This window comes from Sphaerochaeta sp. (assembly GCF_050178175.1).
Lineage (GTDB): Bacteria > Spirochaetota > Spirochaetia > Sphaerochaetales > Sphaerochaetaceae > Sphaerochaeta.
In genome coordinates this window covers 1-17879 of record NZ_JBFXGH010000042.1, presented here as the reverse complement: position 1 = coordinate 17879, position 17879 = coordinate 1, and the positions used below count along the sequence as shown (strand labels likewise).

The 17879-nt window shown below is 49.2% G+C and carries 19 protein-coding genes; 5 read left to right on the top strand and 14 right to left on the bottom strand.

Going from position 1 to position 17879, the window contains the following annotated elements; genetic code table 11:
• From AB7S66_RS06515 to AB7S66_RS06465, 11 genes are all read right to left on the bottom strand, one after another.
• The coding region (locus AB7S66_RS06515) for a SpoIIE family protein phosphatase (RefSeq protein ID WP_428518644.1) at nt 1–511 on the bottom strand (511 nt) is incomplete at its 3' end.
• Complete coding sequence (locus tag AB7S66_RS06510; protein ID WP_428518643.1) at nt 508–2316, bottom strand: [Fe-Fe] hydrogenase large subunit C-terminal domain-containing protein; 1809 nt, start codon at nt 2314–2316, stop codon at nt 508–510. The genes AB7S66_RS06510 and AB7S66_RS06515, both read right to left, overlap by 4 nt.
• Nucleotides 2313–2573, bottom strand: a complete 261-nt coding sequence (locus tag AB7S66_RS06505) for a (2Fe-2S) ferredoxin domain-containing protein (protein WP_428518642.1) — start codon at nt 2571–2573, stop codon at nt 2313–2315. Before AB7S66_RS06505 ends, AB7S66_RS06510 begins: the two co-directional genes overlap by 4 nt.
• A gap of 205 nt (nt 2574–2778) precedes the next feature.
• Complete coding sequence (locus AB7S66_RS06500) at nt 2779–3450, bottom strand: redox-sensing transcriptional repressor Rex (RefSeq protein WP_428518641.1); 672 nt, start codon at nt 3448–3450, stop codon at nt 2779–2781.
• 3 nt (nt 3451–3453) lie between these two features.
• Nucleotides 3454–4311, bottom strand: a complete 858-nt coding sequence (gene ispH / locus AB7S66_RS06495; protein ID WP_428518640.1) for a 4-hydroxy-3-methylbut-2-enyl diphosphate reductase — start codon at nt 4309–4311, stop codon at nt 3454–3456.
• A gap of 73 nt (nt 4312–4384) precedes the next feature.
• Nucleotides 4385–5578: a protein translocase subunit SecF gene (gene secF / locus AB7S66_RS06490; protein WP_428518639.1), complete on the bottom strand. Its 1194-nt coding sequence runs from the start codon at nt 5576–5578 to the stop codon at nt 4385–4387.
• Nucleotides 5579–7306 (bottom strand): protein translocase subunit SecD, encoded by a 1728-nt coding sequence (gene secD / locus AB7S66_RS06485; protein WP_428518638.1) that lies wholly within the window; start codon nt 7304–7306, stop codon nt 5579–5581.
• Between the two features lie 27 nt (nt 7307–7333).
• A complete protein-coding gene (yajC, locus tag AB7S66_RS06480; RefSeq protein WP_428518637.1) occupies nt 7334–7786 on the bottom strand; it encodes a preprotein translocase subunit YajC in 453 nt (150 codons plus the stop codon).
• A gap of 182 nt (nt 7787–7968) precedes the next feature.
• Nucleotides 7969–9600 carry a chaperonin GroEL gene (gene groL, locus AB7S66_RS06475; protein WP_428518636.1) on the bottom strand — a complete coding sequence of 544 codons (1632 nt, stop codon included), beginning with the start codon at nt 9598–9600 and terminating at the stop codon, nt 7969–7971.
• A gap of 115 nt (nt 9601–9715) precedes the next feature.
• Nucleotides 9716–10594 carry a DUF92 domain-containing protein gene (locus tag AB7S66_RS06470; RefSeq protein WP_428518635.1) on the bottom strand — a complete coding sequence of 293 codons (879 nt, stop codon included), beginning with the start codon at nt 10592–10594 and terminating at the stop codon, nt 9716–9718.
• Nucleotides 10591–11259, bottom strand: a complete 669-nt coding sequence (locus AB7S66_RS06465) for a diacylglycerol/polyprenol kinase family protein (protein WP_428518634.1) — start codon at nt 11257–11259, stop codon at nt 10591–10593. Before AB7S66_RS06465 ends, AB7S66_RS06470 begins: the two co-directional genes overlap by 4 nt.
• A 271-nt stretch (nt 11260–11530) precedes the next feature.
• On the opposite strand from AB7S66_RS06465, the gene AB7S66_RS06460 reads away from it, so the two are divergent.
• A complete protein-coding gene (locus AB7S66_RS06460; protein ID WP_319473231.1) occupies nt 11531–11809 on the top strand; it encodes an RNA-binding protein in 279 nt (92 codons plus the stop codon).
• Nucleotides 11810–11860: 51 nt separating this feature from the next.
• Here AB7S66_RS06460 and AB7S66_RS06455 read toward each other — a convergent pair whose 3' ends face one another.
• The 3 genes from AB7S66_RS06455 to AB7S66_RS06445 are packed head-to-tail and all read right to left on the bottom strand — an operon-like array spanning nt 11861 to nt 14504.
• A complete protein-coding gene (locus tag AB7S66_RS06455) occupies nt 11861–12097 on the bottom strand; it encodes a DUF1653 domain-containing protein (protein ID WP_428518633.1) in 237 nt (78 codons plus the stop codon).
• The gene (locus tag AB7S66_RS06450; protein WP_428518632.1) at nt 12091–13953 is read right to left on the bottom strand and encodes a DUF2207 domain-containing protein; all 1863 of its coding nucleotides are present in this window, start codon (nt 13951–13953) and stop codon (nt 12091–12093) included. The genes AB7S66_RS06455 and AB7S66_RS06450 overlap by 7 nt, the downstream gene beginning before the upstream one ends.
• The gene (locus AB7S66_RS06445; RefSeq protein WP_428518631.1) at nt 13953–14504 is read right to left on the bottom strand and encodes a LemA family protein; all 552 of its coding nucleotides are present in this window, start codon (nt 14502–14504) and stop codon (nt 13953–13955) included. Before AB7S66_RS06445 ends, AB7S66_RS06450 begins: the two co-directional genes overlap by 1 nt.
• 163 nt (nt 14505–14667) lie before the next feature.
• On the opposite strand from AB7S66_RS06445, the gene AB7S66_RS06440 reads away from it, so the two are divergent.
• From AB7S66_RS06440 to AB7S66_RS06425, 4 genes are all read left to right on the top strand, one after another.
• Nucleotides 14668–15138: an arginine repressor gene (locus tag AB7S66_RS06440; protein ID WP_117330969.1), complete on the top strand. Its 471-nt coding sequence runs from the start codon at nt 14668–14670 to the stop codon at nt 15136–15138.
• A gap of 72 nt (nt 15139–15210) precedes the next feature.
• Nucleotides 15211–16782: a glucose-6-phosphate isomerase gene (locus tag AB7S66_RS06435; RefSeq protein ID WP_428518630.1), complete on the top strand. Its 1572-nt coding sequence runs from the start codon at nt 15211–15213 to the stop codon at nt 16780–16782.
• A gap of 190 nt (nt 16783–16972) precedes the next feature.
• Nucleotides 16973–17374, top strand: coding sequence for a MarR family winged helix-turn-helix transcriptional regulator (locus AB7S66_RS06430; protein WP_428518629.1), 402 nt, complete (start codon nt 16973–16975; stop codon nt 17372–17374).
• Nucleotides 17347–17879, top strand: a 533-nt coding sequence (locus AB7S66_RS06425; RefSeq protein ID WP_428518628.1) for an ABC transporter transmembrane domain-containing protein, incomplete at its 3' end; no start/stop codon positions are given. The genes AB7S66_RS06430 and AB7S66_RS06425, both read left to right, overlap by 28 nt.

The window sequence follows — 17879 nt, the reverse complement described above, 5'->3', positions numbered from 1 at the left end:
GGGTAACCCCATCGCTGAAGATCAAGAGACGGCTTCCAACCGAGAGCTTGAGGTGAGAGTGTCCCAGCACCTCCTGCTTGAACGCACCATCCCTCCTGAGATCAATCTTCTCACGTTCCCACTGTACTGGAGTGCTTCCCTGGAACATAAGTGCTGAAGGATTGTCATACTCAACAAGGTTCACCAGTACTTCATCCGTATTGCTTCTTCTCAGATCTGCAATGGTAAACGTAGCGTAGCTGATCTTCCTCTCCTTGCACACAGGGAGTGTATTCATGATGATTTTCGCCGAACGCGTCAAATCCATGGGACTGAAACTGAGCTTGTGGGCCATACGGGCAGTAAGGCTTGCCAATACATTAGCCTTTACCCCACTGCCAAGCCCATCACTGAGTGTACAGACAATCTGGGCCGATGCATCCTGTCTGGAAAGAAGGAACACATCTCCCCCAATTTTCTGACCGTGCTTGTAGATTTGTGCATAATCCACATCGATGAATACGTCGTTCATGACCCTTCCTGCATATAGCCATCCCGTTCCCCGCTCGGGGGAACCTTGAAGGCATCGATAAGGCTATTGAGCATGATCTCAGTCTCTGCTGCATTCTCCCCAAGCAAGGATGCAATCTGTTGAACGGTCTCCAAGCTTCTCTGGATAACATCCTCAGCTTTCTTCACCACGGTTTCACGACGCACGGTCGGGGTGGTGATGTCTTCGAACAAAGCCCCCACCAGATGCTGCTTCTCAACTGAGAAAAACGTCACCTTGAGAAACATATCCTTGTAATGGAGACGGTACTGCTGCACCGAGGGAGCGGTGAACTGGCTGTTAAACTTCTCGTAAAACGGGACAAAACGCTTAACAGGCAATCCAAAGACCAGGTTCAACTGGGATGGCTCCAAAGGAAAATCAAGATCTCCGAACAGTTTGAGGAAGTTGCTGTTGCAGTCGGCAATCTGGAGTTGGTCATCCACAATGACCACCCCCACTGGGATGGTCCTGAGCAGTACATCCATCTTGCTTTGGGCTTCCTTCCTCATCTTGGTTACACACATCTCCATCTCAGCCATCCCATCAAGATAGGCAATGGCCATCTCCCGGCAGCTGTTGTAACCACACCCGCCACAATTCAACTCATCAGAGACATCCCTTTTTCCCAGCAGCTTGAGTGCTTGGTCAATTTCTTCTTCACTATGAAGAGAAACAAAACTCGATACAGGCCTCTCTACCACAGCAGTATGTTTCTCAATCAGGGAATAACCGTGTTCAAGGAGCTTTGCAACAAAGGCTGTATCTCCATCAAATACAGGGCCTTGATCGGTGATCCGACTACGGGTATAGCGTGAGCTCAGGCTCTTCTTCCTGGCGGAGGAACGCCCCTGGTTGCTCACCGGCCCATTGATGCAACCACCTTCGCAGGCGAGGAGTTCAAGAAATGCTGTATTCCCGCCTTCCTTTTCCATACCCGACAAAGTCCCTATTACCTGACTCATGCCACTGACGGCAACAGCATGGGTCTGGAAGGGATCACTCCCCCACTTCAATGAGGCTATCAGCCCACCCTCTACCGGGTAGAGCGTCGACTTACCGGCACGACAGGGCACCAAGGATGGTACAATGGAAGGGTCAAGGGATACCTCCCTCTCAATCTGTTCCAAGTCAATATGCTCAGCAAGGAGCCACGCATTGAGTTCCTCATAGGTCAAGGCAAAGTCCGGATAGCCTGGACTCTGGTCAGCCTCCACCTTTTTAGCGATACAAGGACCGATGAACACCACTCCGATCTCTTCTCCATAGAGCGCTCGCAAATAGGCACTATGGCACTGCAACGGGGAGGGCACCTTGCTGAGTTGGTCCACCAATGTGGGATAGTACTTTTTTACCGTCTGGACCACCGTTGGGCAGGCTGTGGAAATCCATGGGCAGTTTCCATCGTGGGATTCTGCATACATCTCAATTGCCTGGTTTACCAGATGGGCCCCGATGGCTGTCTCACTTACCCCACTAAAGCCCAGACGGGTCAGGGCAACCACCAAGCTCTCACTGCTGAAGGAGAATTCTGCTGCACTGGAAGGGGCCAGAGAACAGAAAATCTTTCTTCCGCTCTGGACAAACTGGCGAACCCTTGCCAAATCACCACGTATTTTTTTGGCGTGGGATGGACAGATATCAACACAGTGTCCGCAATAGATACATCGGTCCTTTACCACTACTGCTGAGCCATCCTTTACCTGGATAGCTTTTACAGGACAGCCGCGAACACACTTGTAACAGTCACGACACTCGGTCGACTCTGTATAAATAGGGTGGATCATTGCATCCCTTCCCACTCTTTCAGTTCATGCACAACCAACTGAACCACCTCATCAGCTGGAAGCCCTTGGTAGGTGGTATCGCCAATACGAATATTCGGACCTTTGGAACAATCTCCCATGCATAAGTGCCCTATCAAATCCACATAATCTGCAGATCCAGACTCCTGAAGATAAGACTCCAAGGCTGCAAGTGTCTGAGAATTACCCCGAGCAAAGCAAGAGCTTCCCATGCATAGCTCCACGACCAATTTCTTCATCAGCGACCTCATTATCTAATCTCTTGCTGCCATGGTAGCGAAGAAACAACCCGAGAGTCAACGAATATTTGTTCAATTGGTTTTTATTATTGGAGTATTACGGTTATATAATCACATATTTTAAATATTAATACTTTATAATATTCTTTTATTCACATTAATAAAGGGTATCCTTACGATACCCCTCTTATCTGTACACCAGAAATTACCAATCATCCATTTCGCTACTTAGATCCTTCTTGCTCATCTTTTGCCGTACCTTGGCAGAGAGAACCGCGAAGCTTGTAGCCAGATCGGTACGCTGAACCACCACATGCTCGGGAAGTTTCAAATCCTTGGGTGCAAAATTCCAGATGGCCAGCAACCCACACTCCATGAGCAGCTCAGCTGTCTCTTGGGCTTGGTCGGCGGGAACAGCAAGAACCCCGATATTCACATGGTGCCGATCGATGTACTCCTTGAGCTTGCTCAAAGAAAAGACTGGGACATCCCCAAGCCAAGTATCCCACTTATTGGGGTCAACATCGAATGCTGCCACGATCTTGAGCCCATAGCTCTCAAATCCCTCATAACGAGCAAGAGCGGAGCCCAGATGTCCGGCACCTACTACGATTGCATCGGTAGCATTGTCCCACCCTAAGGTATGGATGATCGCCTCAATGAGCTTGACAACTGCAAAGCCCACCTTGGGTTTTCCCTCAATCCCGGTGCAGGAAATGTCCTTACGAACTTGGATTGGTTTCAATCCAAGCTCTTCGGCCAAGGTAGTAGCGCTGACCATCTCCATTCCTTGCTCCCGATACCCCTGCAAAAGCCTCAGGTAGGAGGGAAGCCTCTTGATGGTGGGAATTGGTATTCCCCGATAACCTGTTTCCATGTATCACTCCTGTTGCAACCTATCGATTACGCGTTGGATCACCAGAGAAGGGGTTGAAGCCCCTGCTGTTATACCCAGTATATCATAACTGCGCATATCGTCGGTAATTTCTGTTTCATTCTCTATATGCCAGGCCATCTTTCCCTTATCCCGTACCAATTGGTAGAGCGCCCTGGTGTTTGCACTCTCCTTCCCACCTATCACCACCACTGCATCACATGCCTCAGTCAGCTCAAGGGTCGCCTGCCGACGATTGATGGAACTGGGACAGACCTCATTGGCAAAAAGCATCGTACATCCATGCTGCTCCCATGCCCTCAGGGCTTCTTGAATGGTATTCCATACTCCCTGGTCAAACGTTGTCTGCACAAACACCACATAGGATTTGCCTGGTTCCGGGGCGCCAACCTCCTCAGGGCTGGAAATCAGCGTGGTATCACAGAGCTTTCCTTCGGAATGGACCCCTCGCATGGCAAGCGTCTCCGGATGACCAGGGTGTCCAACAATCAAGATGGTATGCGTTGGTGCATATGCAGAAATCCTTGCAAGGTTATGCTTCACCACAGGGCATGTTGCATCGACCAAGTCAAATCCGGCTTCCTCAAAAGAAGAACGCACCCTTTCGGGCACTCCATGTGCACGCACTACAATCAATCCGGGTTCATGCCCCTCTGCTTCTGTGATAACCTGCATCCCCTGATCAGCGAAAAAGGCACACGTGTCATCATTATGAATGAGCTTGCCCAAGGAATATACAGGCTTGCGGGCGTCTTTTGCATCCTGCAATGCAGAAGTAGCGAGGTCCAATACCCTGGAAACCCCTTTACAATGACCCATGGTTCTGGAAAGTATCAGTTTCATACACCCCCATTATGACAAGAACGCTGCCACAAGATAAGCCTGCGGCAGCGTAAAACTTGCATGAAGAAACAGGTTACTCTGCTTTCTTCGCTTTTTTCTTTGCTTGAGCGTTGCTGATCCAGTAGAGCATCGCAGGCGCAAGCAGGTTGGATGAGTAGGTTCCAAAGAGGATGCCAAAGCCCATCTTCAATGCAAAGAGCTGGATGTCACCGGAAGCAAAGATTGCGAGCGGGATGATAGCAATCAAGGTTGTGACTGCACTCATCACCGTTCTGCTCAATGACTGCGTAACACTGTGGTCGATATTTACACTCAACGAAACATTTGGTGCCAATGCCACATTTTCACGGATACGATCGAAGATAACGATCGTATTGTTCAGTGAGTAACCAATAATGGTCAGCAGCGCAGCAATAGTGATACCAGAGAACTCAAAGCGGAAGAGGGTAATTATCGTAAGCATCATCAAGATATCATGCACAAGTGCAATCAAGGATGATACTGCATACGCAAAACGGAACCTGACCCAGATATAGAGGAGGATCAAGGCCATTGCAACCACGATGGCGAGAATGGAACTGGAGAGCAATGTTGCACTGAACTTCGGTCCAATGTAATCACTCTGGAGAACCACAACATTGCCGGCACCGAATGCAGCATTCAATGCATTTTTCACTTCGGTTTCCATGGAATCCTGAGTTGCACCTTCCTTGATGCCGAGACGGACCTGGAATGTCTGACTTCCATCCACCCCAACAGTCTGTACACGTACATTGCCCAGTGAATCCAAGGCAGAACGCACATCCTCAATGGTTGCATTTCCACTGCTTTGGAAGTTCAGCTTGGTAGGTTCAGCAGAAAGGGTTGCAGGAAATCCATACCCACTGAGGAGCTGATCTGTTTCCAATGACCCATCAACAACTGCCACATTGATGTTCGGTACGGCACCAAGTGCTGTTGCAAGCTCCTGTGCAGTTGGATATTCGGAAGCACTGAAGTTGATACTGGAAACCCCTTCATCACCGCGAACTTCAAGAGTAAGGCCGGAACCAGAGATAGCAAGGACTGCATCCTTGTTTCCAGTATAGGTAACTTCCAATCCAATGGGAGCTATCTGAATTCTCTGGCTCAATCCACTTTCAAAATCAACACCCAGGTTAAAACCGCCCAACACAGCGAAGGAGATACCTCCGGCGAGCATGAGGACTACAGCCAAAGCCCAGGCGTACCAGCGAAGCTTGATAACAGGAATATCTTTCTTAAGCATTTAGTTTTTCCTCCAGCTGATGTGTAGCTTCTTGCCCCCACGTTGGGCGACGGTCGCATCAAAGATAAGATGCGAAACAAACAACGCAGTAAATACCGAGCTCACAATGCCGATAGCAAGGGTATTCGCAAAGCCCTTGACCGCACTGCTTCCAAGCTGGGAGAGTACCAGAGCTGCAATGATTGTGGTTATGTTTGCATCCATGACAGTCCAGAATGCTTTATCAAATCCTGCCTTGATCGCAGCAGCATCACTCTTGCCCAATCTCCGTTCTTCCTTGATACGCTCAAAGATGATGACATTGGTATCAACAGCCATACCCAAGGTAAGGATAAGACCGGCAACACTGGTCAAGGTCAACGTGAAATTGAAGGCTGAGAGAACGCTGATCATGAAGAACAAGTTAAGCAACAATGCGAGGTCGGCCACAAGACCACTGACGTGGTAGTAGGCGAACATCAGAATAATCACCAGAGCAAGTCCAACAGCAATGGCCTTCAACCCAGCCGATACAGCATCTTCTCCAAGGGTAGCACCAACAGCCTGCTGGCTGCTGACGACCAGCTCGATGGGAAGCGCAGCGGTACGCAGAACAATAGCAAGGTCAGCAGCCTCCTCAGCATCGAAACCGGAAATCTGAACGTTGCTCCTGATCCCTTCATTGATGGTGGCCATGGCCTTAACCTTGCCGTCCATCACAACTGCCATGGTATCCCCGACGTGGGTAGATGTGAGCTTGTAGAAGATATCGCCACCAAGGCTGTCCAACTGGAAGTTGACCACTGGTCGACCGGTGATCCCATCGGTTGCCGTGGTTGCACTTTCAAGATGGATCCCATCAAGGCCGATTTCATCCTCTAACACTACATAGCTCTCCAGCTCATCGATCCCATACGCGTCACTGACATAATAACCAGCAGCAATCTTACCAGCCGGCAGGAAGTCAGGTTGTTTCAGTGCACCAGTATCGGTATAGACCTCAGAAGGATTCTCGGCATAGAAAGCGTTCAACTCAGCGGTAAGTGTGGTGTCCACAATCTTGAAGACAAGGGAACCCTTGCCACGAAGGAAGGAATTAACACGCTCCGGGTCTGCTGCACCTGGAATCTCAATGAGAATCTGGTCATCGCCTTGTAAACGGATGACAGGCTCACTGACACCAAACTGGTCAATTCGTTTCTCAAGAATCTCGATATCCTGGCGAATTGCCTCAGAAATCTCACTCGAGGATGCAGTCCTGCCAATCTTATCCTCATAGGAAGCAATATCAGCCTCCAAGAGAATGCTCATACCACCTTCAAGGTCTAATCCCAACTGCAGTGCCTTGTTTCCCAAAGCCTTCAGATCAAGCAAGGACGTGCGGTAGTAGGACTCAGCTGAATCGAACATATCCTGTTCGTTATAGAACCCAGCAAACAATGCTTCAACAGTCCAATTCCGGGGAACTGGACGCTTCATGGCTTTGTAATTTTCCTTTGCGTAATCCTTTAGATAGGAGAACTCAGAAGGTAGGGCTGCCTGTGGGTCATCAGCAACCAACTCCTTGAGCGAGCGGAGATCGCGTGAAGCCTGTCCACGGGAATACTCCTTAATCTGTACATTTGAGCCTGTTGCAAGTTCCTTGGTGTCCTGCGGTACGAATCCATACCAAGCAATCGTGGGATAGAGGAAGAACCCGCACAACAAGACGACCACCAGAACGACCACCAGACGACTCCGTTTTTTCATGATACTCTCCAGATGTCTTTTATAGAATTATTTGTCTTTCTTCTCAGCTTCAGCTTCAGCAGGGGCTTCCTCAACGGGAGCCTCAACACTCTTCTCAGGAGCAGATACCTGCTCCTCTTTTTTGCTCTTCTTCTTGCTGGAAGCAGTTGCACCATCGCCCTTTCTGTTTACAATGCTGCTGATTGCATTTCTGGAGAACTCCATACGCGTGTTGTCGTCAACCTTGACCACCACGGTAGTCTCTTTCACCGCAACAACGGTTCCATGGATTCCACCAATCGAGACAACCTTATCCCCTTTCTTGATAGAGGCAAGCATCTCCTTGGTTTCCTTGTCCCGCTTTTTTTGCGGACGGATAATCAAGAAATAGAAGATAGCAATGATGAGACCGAACGTAACAAAGGTCGTCATCATCGAACCGGTTGTACCTGCGGCGCCGGCCGTTTCAGGGGCTGCCATAGCACTAATCAATGAAAGCATTGGTAATCCTCACTTTGCATAAAATCGGATGCAGAAAAGAGGCGGAAGAAAACTTCGCATCCAATTTTCCAAGTATCGATTAAAGTAGCACGTTCGCTATCCACTAGTCAAGTTTCAGTATCAGAAGCCATAAGACGGCAAAAAGGGTCGCCGGAAAGCGACCCCTTTTGCAGTGCGCAGGATTACATCATCCCGCCCATACCCTCAGGTCCTGGAGCTGCAGGAGCCGCGGGTTCTGGAATATCTGTTACAACACATTCGGTGGTAAGAATCAAAGAAGCGATCGATGCAGCGTTCTGCAATGCACTTCTGGTGACCTTGACCGGATCGATAATGCCGCTCTCGGACATGTTGACCCACTTGTCACTCTCAGCATCATAACCGATACCCGACTTTTCATGCTTGCACTTGTCGGCAATGAGTGAACCATCAAGTCCAGCGTTCTGGGCAATCTGGCGGATCGGCTCCTCAAGTGCACGGCGGACAATCTTGTATCCGACCTGCTCATCTTCAGTGAGCTTTGAGAGGTCCATCTTTTCCATTACCTGGACAGCCTGGATGAGTGCTACACCACCACCAGGGATGACGCCTTCCTCGATTGCTGCGCGGGTAGCGGAAAGGGCATCCTCAACCCGATGCTTCTTCTCTTTCAGCTCAACTTCGGTAGCAGCACCCACATTCAGGACTGCAACGCCACCGGCAAGCTTAGCCAAACGTTCCTGGAGCTTCTCTCGATCATAATCACTGGTCGTGTCCCCAATCTGTGCCTTGATCTGGGCAATGCGATCCTTGATGTCGCTCTGCTTACCATTCCCGTTGATGATTGTGGTATTCTCCTTCTCAACCTTGATGCTCTTTGCGCGTCCAAGTTGGGAAAGATCAGCATTCTCAAGTTTCAGGCCAAGCTCTTCACTGATGACCTCGCCACCAGTAAGGATTGCAATATCCTCAAGCATTGCCTTACGTCGGTCACCGAATCCAGGAGCCTTTACTGCAACGACGTTCAATATGCCACGGACACTGTTTACAACCAATGTTGCAAGAGCCTCACCGTCCACATCCTCTGCGATGATGAGCAACGGCTTGCTTGCCTGTGCAACTTTCTCGAGCACAGGAAGCAACTCTTTCATGTTGCTGATCTTCTTGTCATAGATAAGGATGAAAGGATCATCAAGAAGAGCGGTCATGGTATCACGGTTGTTGCAGAAATATGCAGAGAGATAGCCACGATCGAACTGCATTCCTTCCACGAAATCAGTGGTGGTCTCAATGGTCTTGGACTCTTCAACGGTTATTACACCGTCCAGACCAACCTTCTCCATCGCATTGGCAATCTCATCACCGATGGTGCGATCATTGTTTGCACTGATGGAAGCGACTTGTGCAATCTCTTCCTTGTCCTTGATCATCTTGGCCTGTTTCTTGATCTCGGCAACGGCGTCGGCAACAGCCTTGTCGATACCACGGCGAATACCCATTGGGTTGACACCTGCGGCCACACTCTTCATGCCTTCCTTGATAATGGACCAGGCAAGAACGGTAGCGGTGGTGGTACCATCACCTGCAACATCGTTGGTCTTGGTTGCAACTTCCTTGAGAAGCTGGGCACCCATGTTTTCAAACGGGTTCTCCAGCTCGATTTCGCGTGCTACGGAAACACCATCTTTCGTGACAGTCGGAGCACCGAACTTCTTGTCGAGAACAACCAGGCGACCTTTCGGGCCAAGCGTTGCCATTACTGCGCGGGAGATCTTCTCAACACCAGCCACTAGGGACTTGCGTGCCTCTTCATTGAACTGCAATTGTTTTGCCATACTATATATCCTCACTTAAAGAATATGTGGTGCGATTACACATAGCAGACCCCTTTAGGTCTACCGACATGTAAGATACAAAGAAAAATGCGGAGAAGCAAGTAAAAAATACAGATTACCCGATTATCAGGGTAAGTGACATGCCAAACAGGGCTGAGGCCACATTGCTCAGCAGGTTAACCATGTCATTATCAACCCAGCGAATTCCTCTCTCAAGTGGAAGGATTCTTCCATCCACTACTGCATGCTCGGTAATGCGGTCACTCACCTCATCATAGTAGTGAGCCTGGACGGTAGCACCAAGCACACTATCGAGCAAACACCCAAAAAAGGAACTTAACGCTATTACTGATACATAGAGAGCACTCTTACCGGTGATAGGAAGGAAACACCCCCAAACGCAAAGGGCAACCAGTGTTGCTCCCAACAATCCACTGGCAAGCCCCAAAGGACTGACCGCACCGCTAAGGCCAGGGGTCATGGGTCGTCCAGTGATGATGGAAACCGGCTTAGTCTTGGAGAGTATTCCTACCTCACTTGCAAAAGTGTCACTTGCAGCCTCTCCCACAGAAGCCCCAAACATCACTAAGAAGGGGATGGAAGGATTCAAGGCATAGAGCAGTGCACTGACCAATGCCATCAATCCATTGGCATAGACCTGGGAAGCATCACGTCGGCCACCCTTCTTATGAATCTTCATCACATCAAAGGCCAGCGCACGCTGTGCAATCTTTCCCAATACCCCGGCAGAAAGGAAGAAAAGCAACAAGGTTGCCAGTGCACCGAAACCAAGAATCCAAGTAGTTCCAAACCCAACCAAGAAAGCAGCAACAGCCCCACCAGAGGTGAGTTGCTTGGCAAAATAACTTGCTGTTGCCACCACGGCCATGATACCCACCAAGAACCAGAAGGCAGGAGTGAGCGCAAAGAAGAAGGTATTGAAGAGCGATGCCAGCGACCCACTGGGGGGAACCAGGTTCGCGTAACCATTCATAAGAACACTCCAAGAAGAAACACTACCACTAATGGAACGGTGATATTATCCAGACCAAGTGGAGTTACAGCCTCCGCCACCGCTGCAGAAAGTCCGATCACCAAGGATATACCCAAGACAACGGGGGCTGAGAGCGTAGTGAAAAAGGCCAAACCAATGAGAGCGACCAAGCTACTGACAGAAGCCATGGTAAGCGTACCTGCCCAACTCTTGACCAGACCGGGAACCGGTAACTTTTTCTTCCCCCATTTAGTGCCCACAAGAGCAGCCAATCCATCACCATAGCCCATGACGAACACGGCAATGCTGCAGACCAGGCTGGAAACTACTCCCTGATATTGCAACACAACCAAAACCAGGAGGGAGATGGGGAAGTAAATCAGCCCATAATTTCGTTTCTTGTCATCCATTCCAAGGGCTTTACCCCAATTCAGGAAGGTAAACAAGCTGTTAAGGATGATGAAGAGAATTGGGCCGACAAGGGCATAGGATAGTGAAGTAAAGAAATTCACTTCAATGAACCACCAATTCGAAACACCAATATGCACAAACTTTCGCATCGCCTCACTGGAGACTGAAGCATACCGCCTCAAAAGGATTCCTGCCAAGATGACGAGCGCTAAAAAGGGGAAAGACAATGCCAACCCAAGTATATTGCTATTCATAACCGACATGATGCTAAGAATGTTCAATAAATGCAATAACCCCCCGACTGTCATTGGGCAATTCACCCTTTTGGGTGAGTGTGATAATTGACAGCCAAAATGGGCCGTGATACCGTTTGATTGCTTTCGTTTTTGTGTTGCAGCTGATACGTAATTCCTAATGTTCGCATGCGTGCGTTACTGAATCGCTCCCGCAGACAGGTAAGAGTTAAAGACTGCGCCACATGAAGCAATATTGAATGACAGGCGCTGCCTGTGAAGGATGCTTTGAATGGCCAAGAAAATTTATGTCGGAAACATGAGTTACCGGACAACCGAAGAAGAACTTCGGGACCTGTTCGCACAGTACGGTACTGTACTCAGTGCCAATATCATCATTGACCGCGAAACCCGACGCCCCAAAGGGTTCGCCTTCGTGGAAATGGAAGAGGATGCATCTGCCGATGCTGCGATATCCGAGCTGGATGGCAAGGATTTCGGTGGGCGAAACCTTCGTGTGAATGAAGCGATCGCAAAACCCAGACCGGCACACGGCAGTTATCGCCACTAAGCCAATTACCATGATTCAGTAACGGGAACGGAGCCAGCAAGGCTCCGTTTTTTAGTATTCTGGCAGGCTTTCGCCGATATATGTGAACCGTTTATGGGTTTCCCCTTCCCGTGTCACTTCAGAGATAAACATCTGGTAGGGGCGAACCCACAAGTAACCGCTGTCCTTTGGGCGGTAGAGCACCATGGTGGAGAGCGATTCACTCTCAATGACCGTATCCACTACCTGGTACAGTCCACCCTTGAAATGCCGATACCAACCCTTTTGTATTTTCTGGGGGATTACCATGCCCCACCGCCTCCTCCGCCAAAACCACCCCCGGAGAATCCACCCGATCCAAATGAGGATCGTATCGGGGACCTGGAGCCACTCTTTGCCTGGGCATACACGGCATTTTCCATGACGCTGGTATGCATCCTATGGCTTAATGCACTATAGAACAGGGCATTTCTGATCGGTCGGTTCCCCACATACCACTGGGGTTCTGCAAGCGCGATTTTCGCAAACTTCTTTGCCCAGACATCTTCCAACCCAAGTACGATGGCATAGCTGAGTACGTGGTAAAACAGTGAAGGATCACTGTCGATCATCATTTTCAGCTTGTCCATTTCCACCTTGCTGATGAATTCACGATATCCCACTATCTCCTCCAGCTTCTTCTGCGCATATGCACTTCGTTTTCCCGTAACGATGGCAAGAAATCCAAGATACCCAGGAAAGGCAACGAGGGAAAACGCCATGACGAGCGAGTAAAACGTTCCATGCCCGAATACCGGGTTCATGAACAGAAAGGCAAGAACGAAGAGAAAGAGTGCCGATACACCCAACAGGAAAAACTTGAATCCCTTCTTGAAAGTGGAAGAAGTCTCCCAGATGGCATCAAGGCGGCTGGCGACCAGAGCAAACGTACCAAGGCTGAAGAACCCGACAACCAAGAACACCACCGTTTCAGAGCCAATATAGGAGATAGTGGAGGCAATCGCCATCAATACCACTGAAAGAGCGCCGTAAAGCATGGCTGCGATACGCTTTCGCTCCGCCTTGCCATCCTTGAGTTCCCGCTCTCCCTTGAAATAGGCACGTACTTCAGTCTTTGCCTTTTCAAGATCTTTACTGAATGAGCTCTTCTCCAACTGCTTGAGCGTTACTTCTGTACCATCACCGCAGGCAAATAAAGCAGAGAACAAGTGTTTCTCGTGCTCCTTGATGGTGGGAGGTTCCTTGATCTTGGTGAAGATGAACTCTTTCTTGTCGAGTTCACTGATGGTCAGGCACCCTTGGTCAGCCCAGTAGAAGATCATACTGGTCAGGTCCTTGTTGTCAACGACCCCATCAACCAAGTATCCCACTTGCATTGGCGAGAGATCCTCGGGAGGATCAAACCTTACCACCGGGACGAAGAGCTCCTCCTTGCCATAGCGGCGAAAGAGAATCGTGGCATGCACGGAAGCAGCAAATGCAACTAACAGTGCAATGATTGAAGAGGGAACGGTGAAATCAATAAAAGGGCGCACATCGGAATAGTATCCCTCCTCCATTTGCACACGCAGGGTAAGCGCTTCTCCAGGGTACAGTTCTTCAGCCTCTCCTGTTATGGTCTTTCCATCAGCACTGATCACGAAACTCCCACGTTGTGCAGTGGTACCATACACCCCTCCAGTGAGGAATACCATGGAAGGATCAATAGGCTTGGGAAAGTTCACCGTAAAAGAGACATGGTCAATGGGAGCTTGCCACCCTACTCCTACAATATTAAAGTAGAACTCATCATATTCATCGTTTCTGTCATCACCAATGGCGTAGTCATACCTGATCTGGTACTCCTGGATGCCTGTGACTGTCCTGTCCTCAGAACCGAGGCGGAAGGTAACATATCCAGAGGATACCGAGTCCTTGATGATCGGCACGTTTGCTTCCAGATTGGTAAGCTTGACTCTCTGCCGACCAAAAAGTACCGGTATTTCCCTGAAGATACCATGCCTGGGAGATGAGAAATCAGCAACAATGTGTTCCTGTATTGCATAACTATTGTCCAACCTCACAGCAACTTCCAATGCATACGACTCAAATTGATAGTCCTCTGCAGACAGCGTGGGAAGACTTAGAGCAAGAACAAAAAACATCAGGAATGTTTTCTTTGCCATTAAAACTTCACCTCTACACGAGGACGGGCCTCATCCTCGATTTCCAGATAGGGTTTCTTGGAGAAATGGGCCATGGAGGCAATGATTGAAGAAGGGAATACCTCGCATATGGTGTTCAATTGCTTGATGATGGCATTGTAGTACTTACGGGCACTCAACAACTGCTCTTCAATCTTCTGCAACTGGGCTTGGAGATCCAGGAAGCCTTGGTTAGCCTTCAGATCTGGATATGCCTCACTGAGTGCAAACAGTGACTTGAGGGTGGAGCTGAAAGCATTATCAGCCTCATTCTTGTCTACCATCCCTGATGCATTCATCGCCATATTCCTGGCCTCGATAACCTTAGTAAAGGTCTCTTCCTCATGCTTCGCGTACCCCTTAACCGTCTCCACAAGGTTGGGGACCAAGTCATAGCGTTGTTTCAGATGGGCATCAATTGCTGATTCTGCCTCTTCAGCCTGGTTGCGAAGCCGGACATACCGGTTATAGACACTAATCCCATAGAGGGCAAGCAGAAGCACCAATACAATCAAGATATAGACAATTATCATACAATCCTCCCTTTACTCCATACCATTGTGTAGCATGCTATAAGCGAGGTCGCCGGTCAAGAGTTCAACAAAAAGAAGCCATGAAGCTTGCAAATGAGCCAATAGTACTGTATCTTTATTCGTGTAAAACGCATAAATATTCCATTCCAGGAGAATCCAAACCATGAGGGAACGACACAACCGGTTGGCGGTCGTCAAGGAACTTATCAAGAACAATAGGATCGACAACCAGGATACGCTGCTGGAGATGCTGAAAACCGAGGGATACACAGTCACACAGGCTACACTATCCCGCGACTTGAAGATGCTCAAGGTCGGAAAAATTTCCGATGGCTGGTCCGGCTACTATTACAGCCTGCCGGAAAACGACCTGATCAGTGAATCAGAGAAAAGCTACATCCAAGATGTACGAAGAGGAATCCTGTCCATCGAGTTTTCAGGAAACTTCGGCGTTATCAAGACCAGACCGGGACATGCCAATTCGGTCGGTATCGCATTGGACGTGTTGGCAATCCCTGAGATCCTTGGAACCTTGGCTGGTGATGACACTATCTTTGTCATCCTCCGCGAAGGGATGACAAAGGAAGATCTGCAAGAGAGCTTCAAGACACGCATCCCTGACATAGAAGAGTAAGTATACCTTGTTAAGATACGCCCCTCCGAATACAATGGAGGGGCGTTCATCTACCATAAGGAGCAAACAGATATGACATACAAGAATCTCGATACAAGCACTTCATTTCAAGCGCTGAAGAACCTGGAGGCAAGTGACCTGAAACAAATCCTGCATCCGGAGCGCATCAAATCCTACCAAGTCAATGCCAGCGAAAAGTTGGTGTACAATTATGCAGCCATGCCCGTTGATGAGAACCATCTTTCAGTCCTTCAACAGCTGAGTGATGAACTCCAACTTACCCAGAAGTACCAGGCCCTTGTTGATGGCGAGATCATGAACACCGGAGAGAAGCGACTTGTTCTGCACCATCTCACCCGTGGGCAAGTAGGGAAACCCGTTAAGGCTGATGGAGAAGACAAAGGTGCTTTCTATGAAGAACAACTTTCCAAGATCAAGCGATTTTCCGATGCTGTTCGCAACGGGGAACTTGTGGGATCAACAGGAAAACGATTCACTACAGTAGTGCAGATAGGAATCGGGGGAAGCGACCTGGGACCAAGAGCCATCTATCTGGCACTGAAGGGTTGGTGTACCAAGGAAGGCATTGAGCAATTGGACGCTCAATTCATCAGCAATGTCGACCCCGATGATGCCCAGGCTGTAATCAACCAGCTTGACTTGGAGCGTACACTCTTTATCTTGGTTTCCAAGAGTGGGACAACACTCGAAACCCTGACCAACAGGGACTTGGTCATTGAAGCCATCAAGCAAAGTGGAATCAGCGGAATCAATCCTTCTGGTCATATGGTAGCAGTAACCAGCAAGAGCAGTCCACTTGCATCCTCATCCTCCGTCCTTGATGCCTTTTTCATCGATGACTACATCGGAGGAAGGTACAGTTCCACCAGTGCAGTTGGTGCTGTCATTCTCTCCCTGGCCTATGGCTTTGAAACAGTGAGGATGTTCCTTGATGGTGCCCACCAAGGCGACATGGCGGCACGCTCGCCCAAGATCACAGAGAACGCCGCACTCCTTGATGCCCTACTCGGCGTTTACCTGCGCAATGTCCTACACTATCCAAGTACTGCCATCCTGCCCTACTCACAGGCACTGAGTCGTTTCCCGGCTCACCTGCAACAGCTGGACATGGAGAGCAACGGAAAACACGTGAACAGAGATGGAGAAAAGCTCTCCTATCCCACCGGTCCGGTTATCTTTGGGGAGCCAGGAACCAATGGGCAACACTCCTTCTACCAGTTGCTTCACCAAGGGACTGATATCGTTCCCCTGCAGTTCATCGGATTCTCCGTTTCCCAATATGGGAAAGACATCATGGTGGAAGGTTCGAGCAGCCAAGAGAAGCTCAATGCCAATCTTGTCGCTCAGATAGTTGCCTTTGCCCGTGGAAAGGATGATGCAAACCCGAACAAGCAGTTCAGTGGGAATCGGCCAAGCAGTTTGCTCTATGCAAAGCAGCTTGATCCTGTGGTCCTCGGCTCGCTACTCGCCCACTATGAGAACAAGGTAATGTTCCAAGGATTCATCTGGAATCTCAACAGCTTTGACCAGGAAGGGGTACAGTTGGGCAAGGTACTCGCAACCAAGGTGCTCAATGGATGCGAAGGGGATGAGGTACTCAGGGCCTACACAGACCTTCTCTGATCCGTTTTCTTCTCGGCCCCCGTCTGGGGGCCTGATTATTCTTCATATTTCTTCATCCATCCTGCTTGCCTAAAGGGAAAGAGATAGGTACTATTGTTAGCAAACTAACAATAGAGACAAGTGATTGAAAGAAGAACCACGACACATCGGGCATACCATAAAAACACTCTCCCATCTTCTCCACCGGAGTATGATGAGACTGCTGAAACTCGAAGAAGAGTCCAGCGCCTCTGTTGTGCAGAGTCACCTTCTAGGATACTTCGCCCATCATCAGAAAACCCGAATTTTGCAAAGCGATTTGCAACAGCATCTGGGTATTCGCCGTTCAACCATGACCAATATCCTCAAGGGAATGGAGAAGGACGGCTTGATTGCACGGGAAGAAGCGGAAGAAGACAAACGACAGAAGTGGGTGGTTTTGACAGAGTCGGCGGAACAGAAGTGTGCAGAACACTTTCATCTGGCGCAGGAGTTCGAGCTGGCCATGCGGCAGGGCCTCAGTGAGGAACAGCTGCGGCAGTTCTTTGCAATCGCTGATACAATCAGAAGGAATTTGGAAACAATATGTTTACAGAATTACGAAAACAAATAGTAGGATACCGGCGCCCCACCATCCTTACCATGGTCTTTGTTACCTTGGAAGTGATCATGGATGTCATCATCCCCTTCCTCATGGCATTCCTCATAGACCGTGGTATTGATGCAGGAAATTTTCATGAAATCCTCAAATGGGGCCTCGCTCTTCTTCTTTGTGCATCAATTGCACTGCTATTTGGGGTACTCTCAGGTCACTTTGCGGCAAGAGCCTCTACTGGCTTTGCGAAGAATGTACGAAAGAAACTCTACCATCACACACAAGACTTCTCATTTGCCAATATCGACAAGTTCTCCACCAGCAGTTTGGTAACCCGTCTCACCACCGATGTCACCAATGTACAACGTGCATATCAGATGCTTATCCGTATCGCAGTACGTAGCCCGGGAATGCTTGTATTTGCCTTCTTCATGGCAGTATCCATCAACAAGACACTGAGCCTGGTCTATCTTGTTGCACTCCCACTCCTGGGTGTCGGTCTCTTTTTCCTGATCAGGGCCGC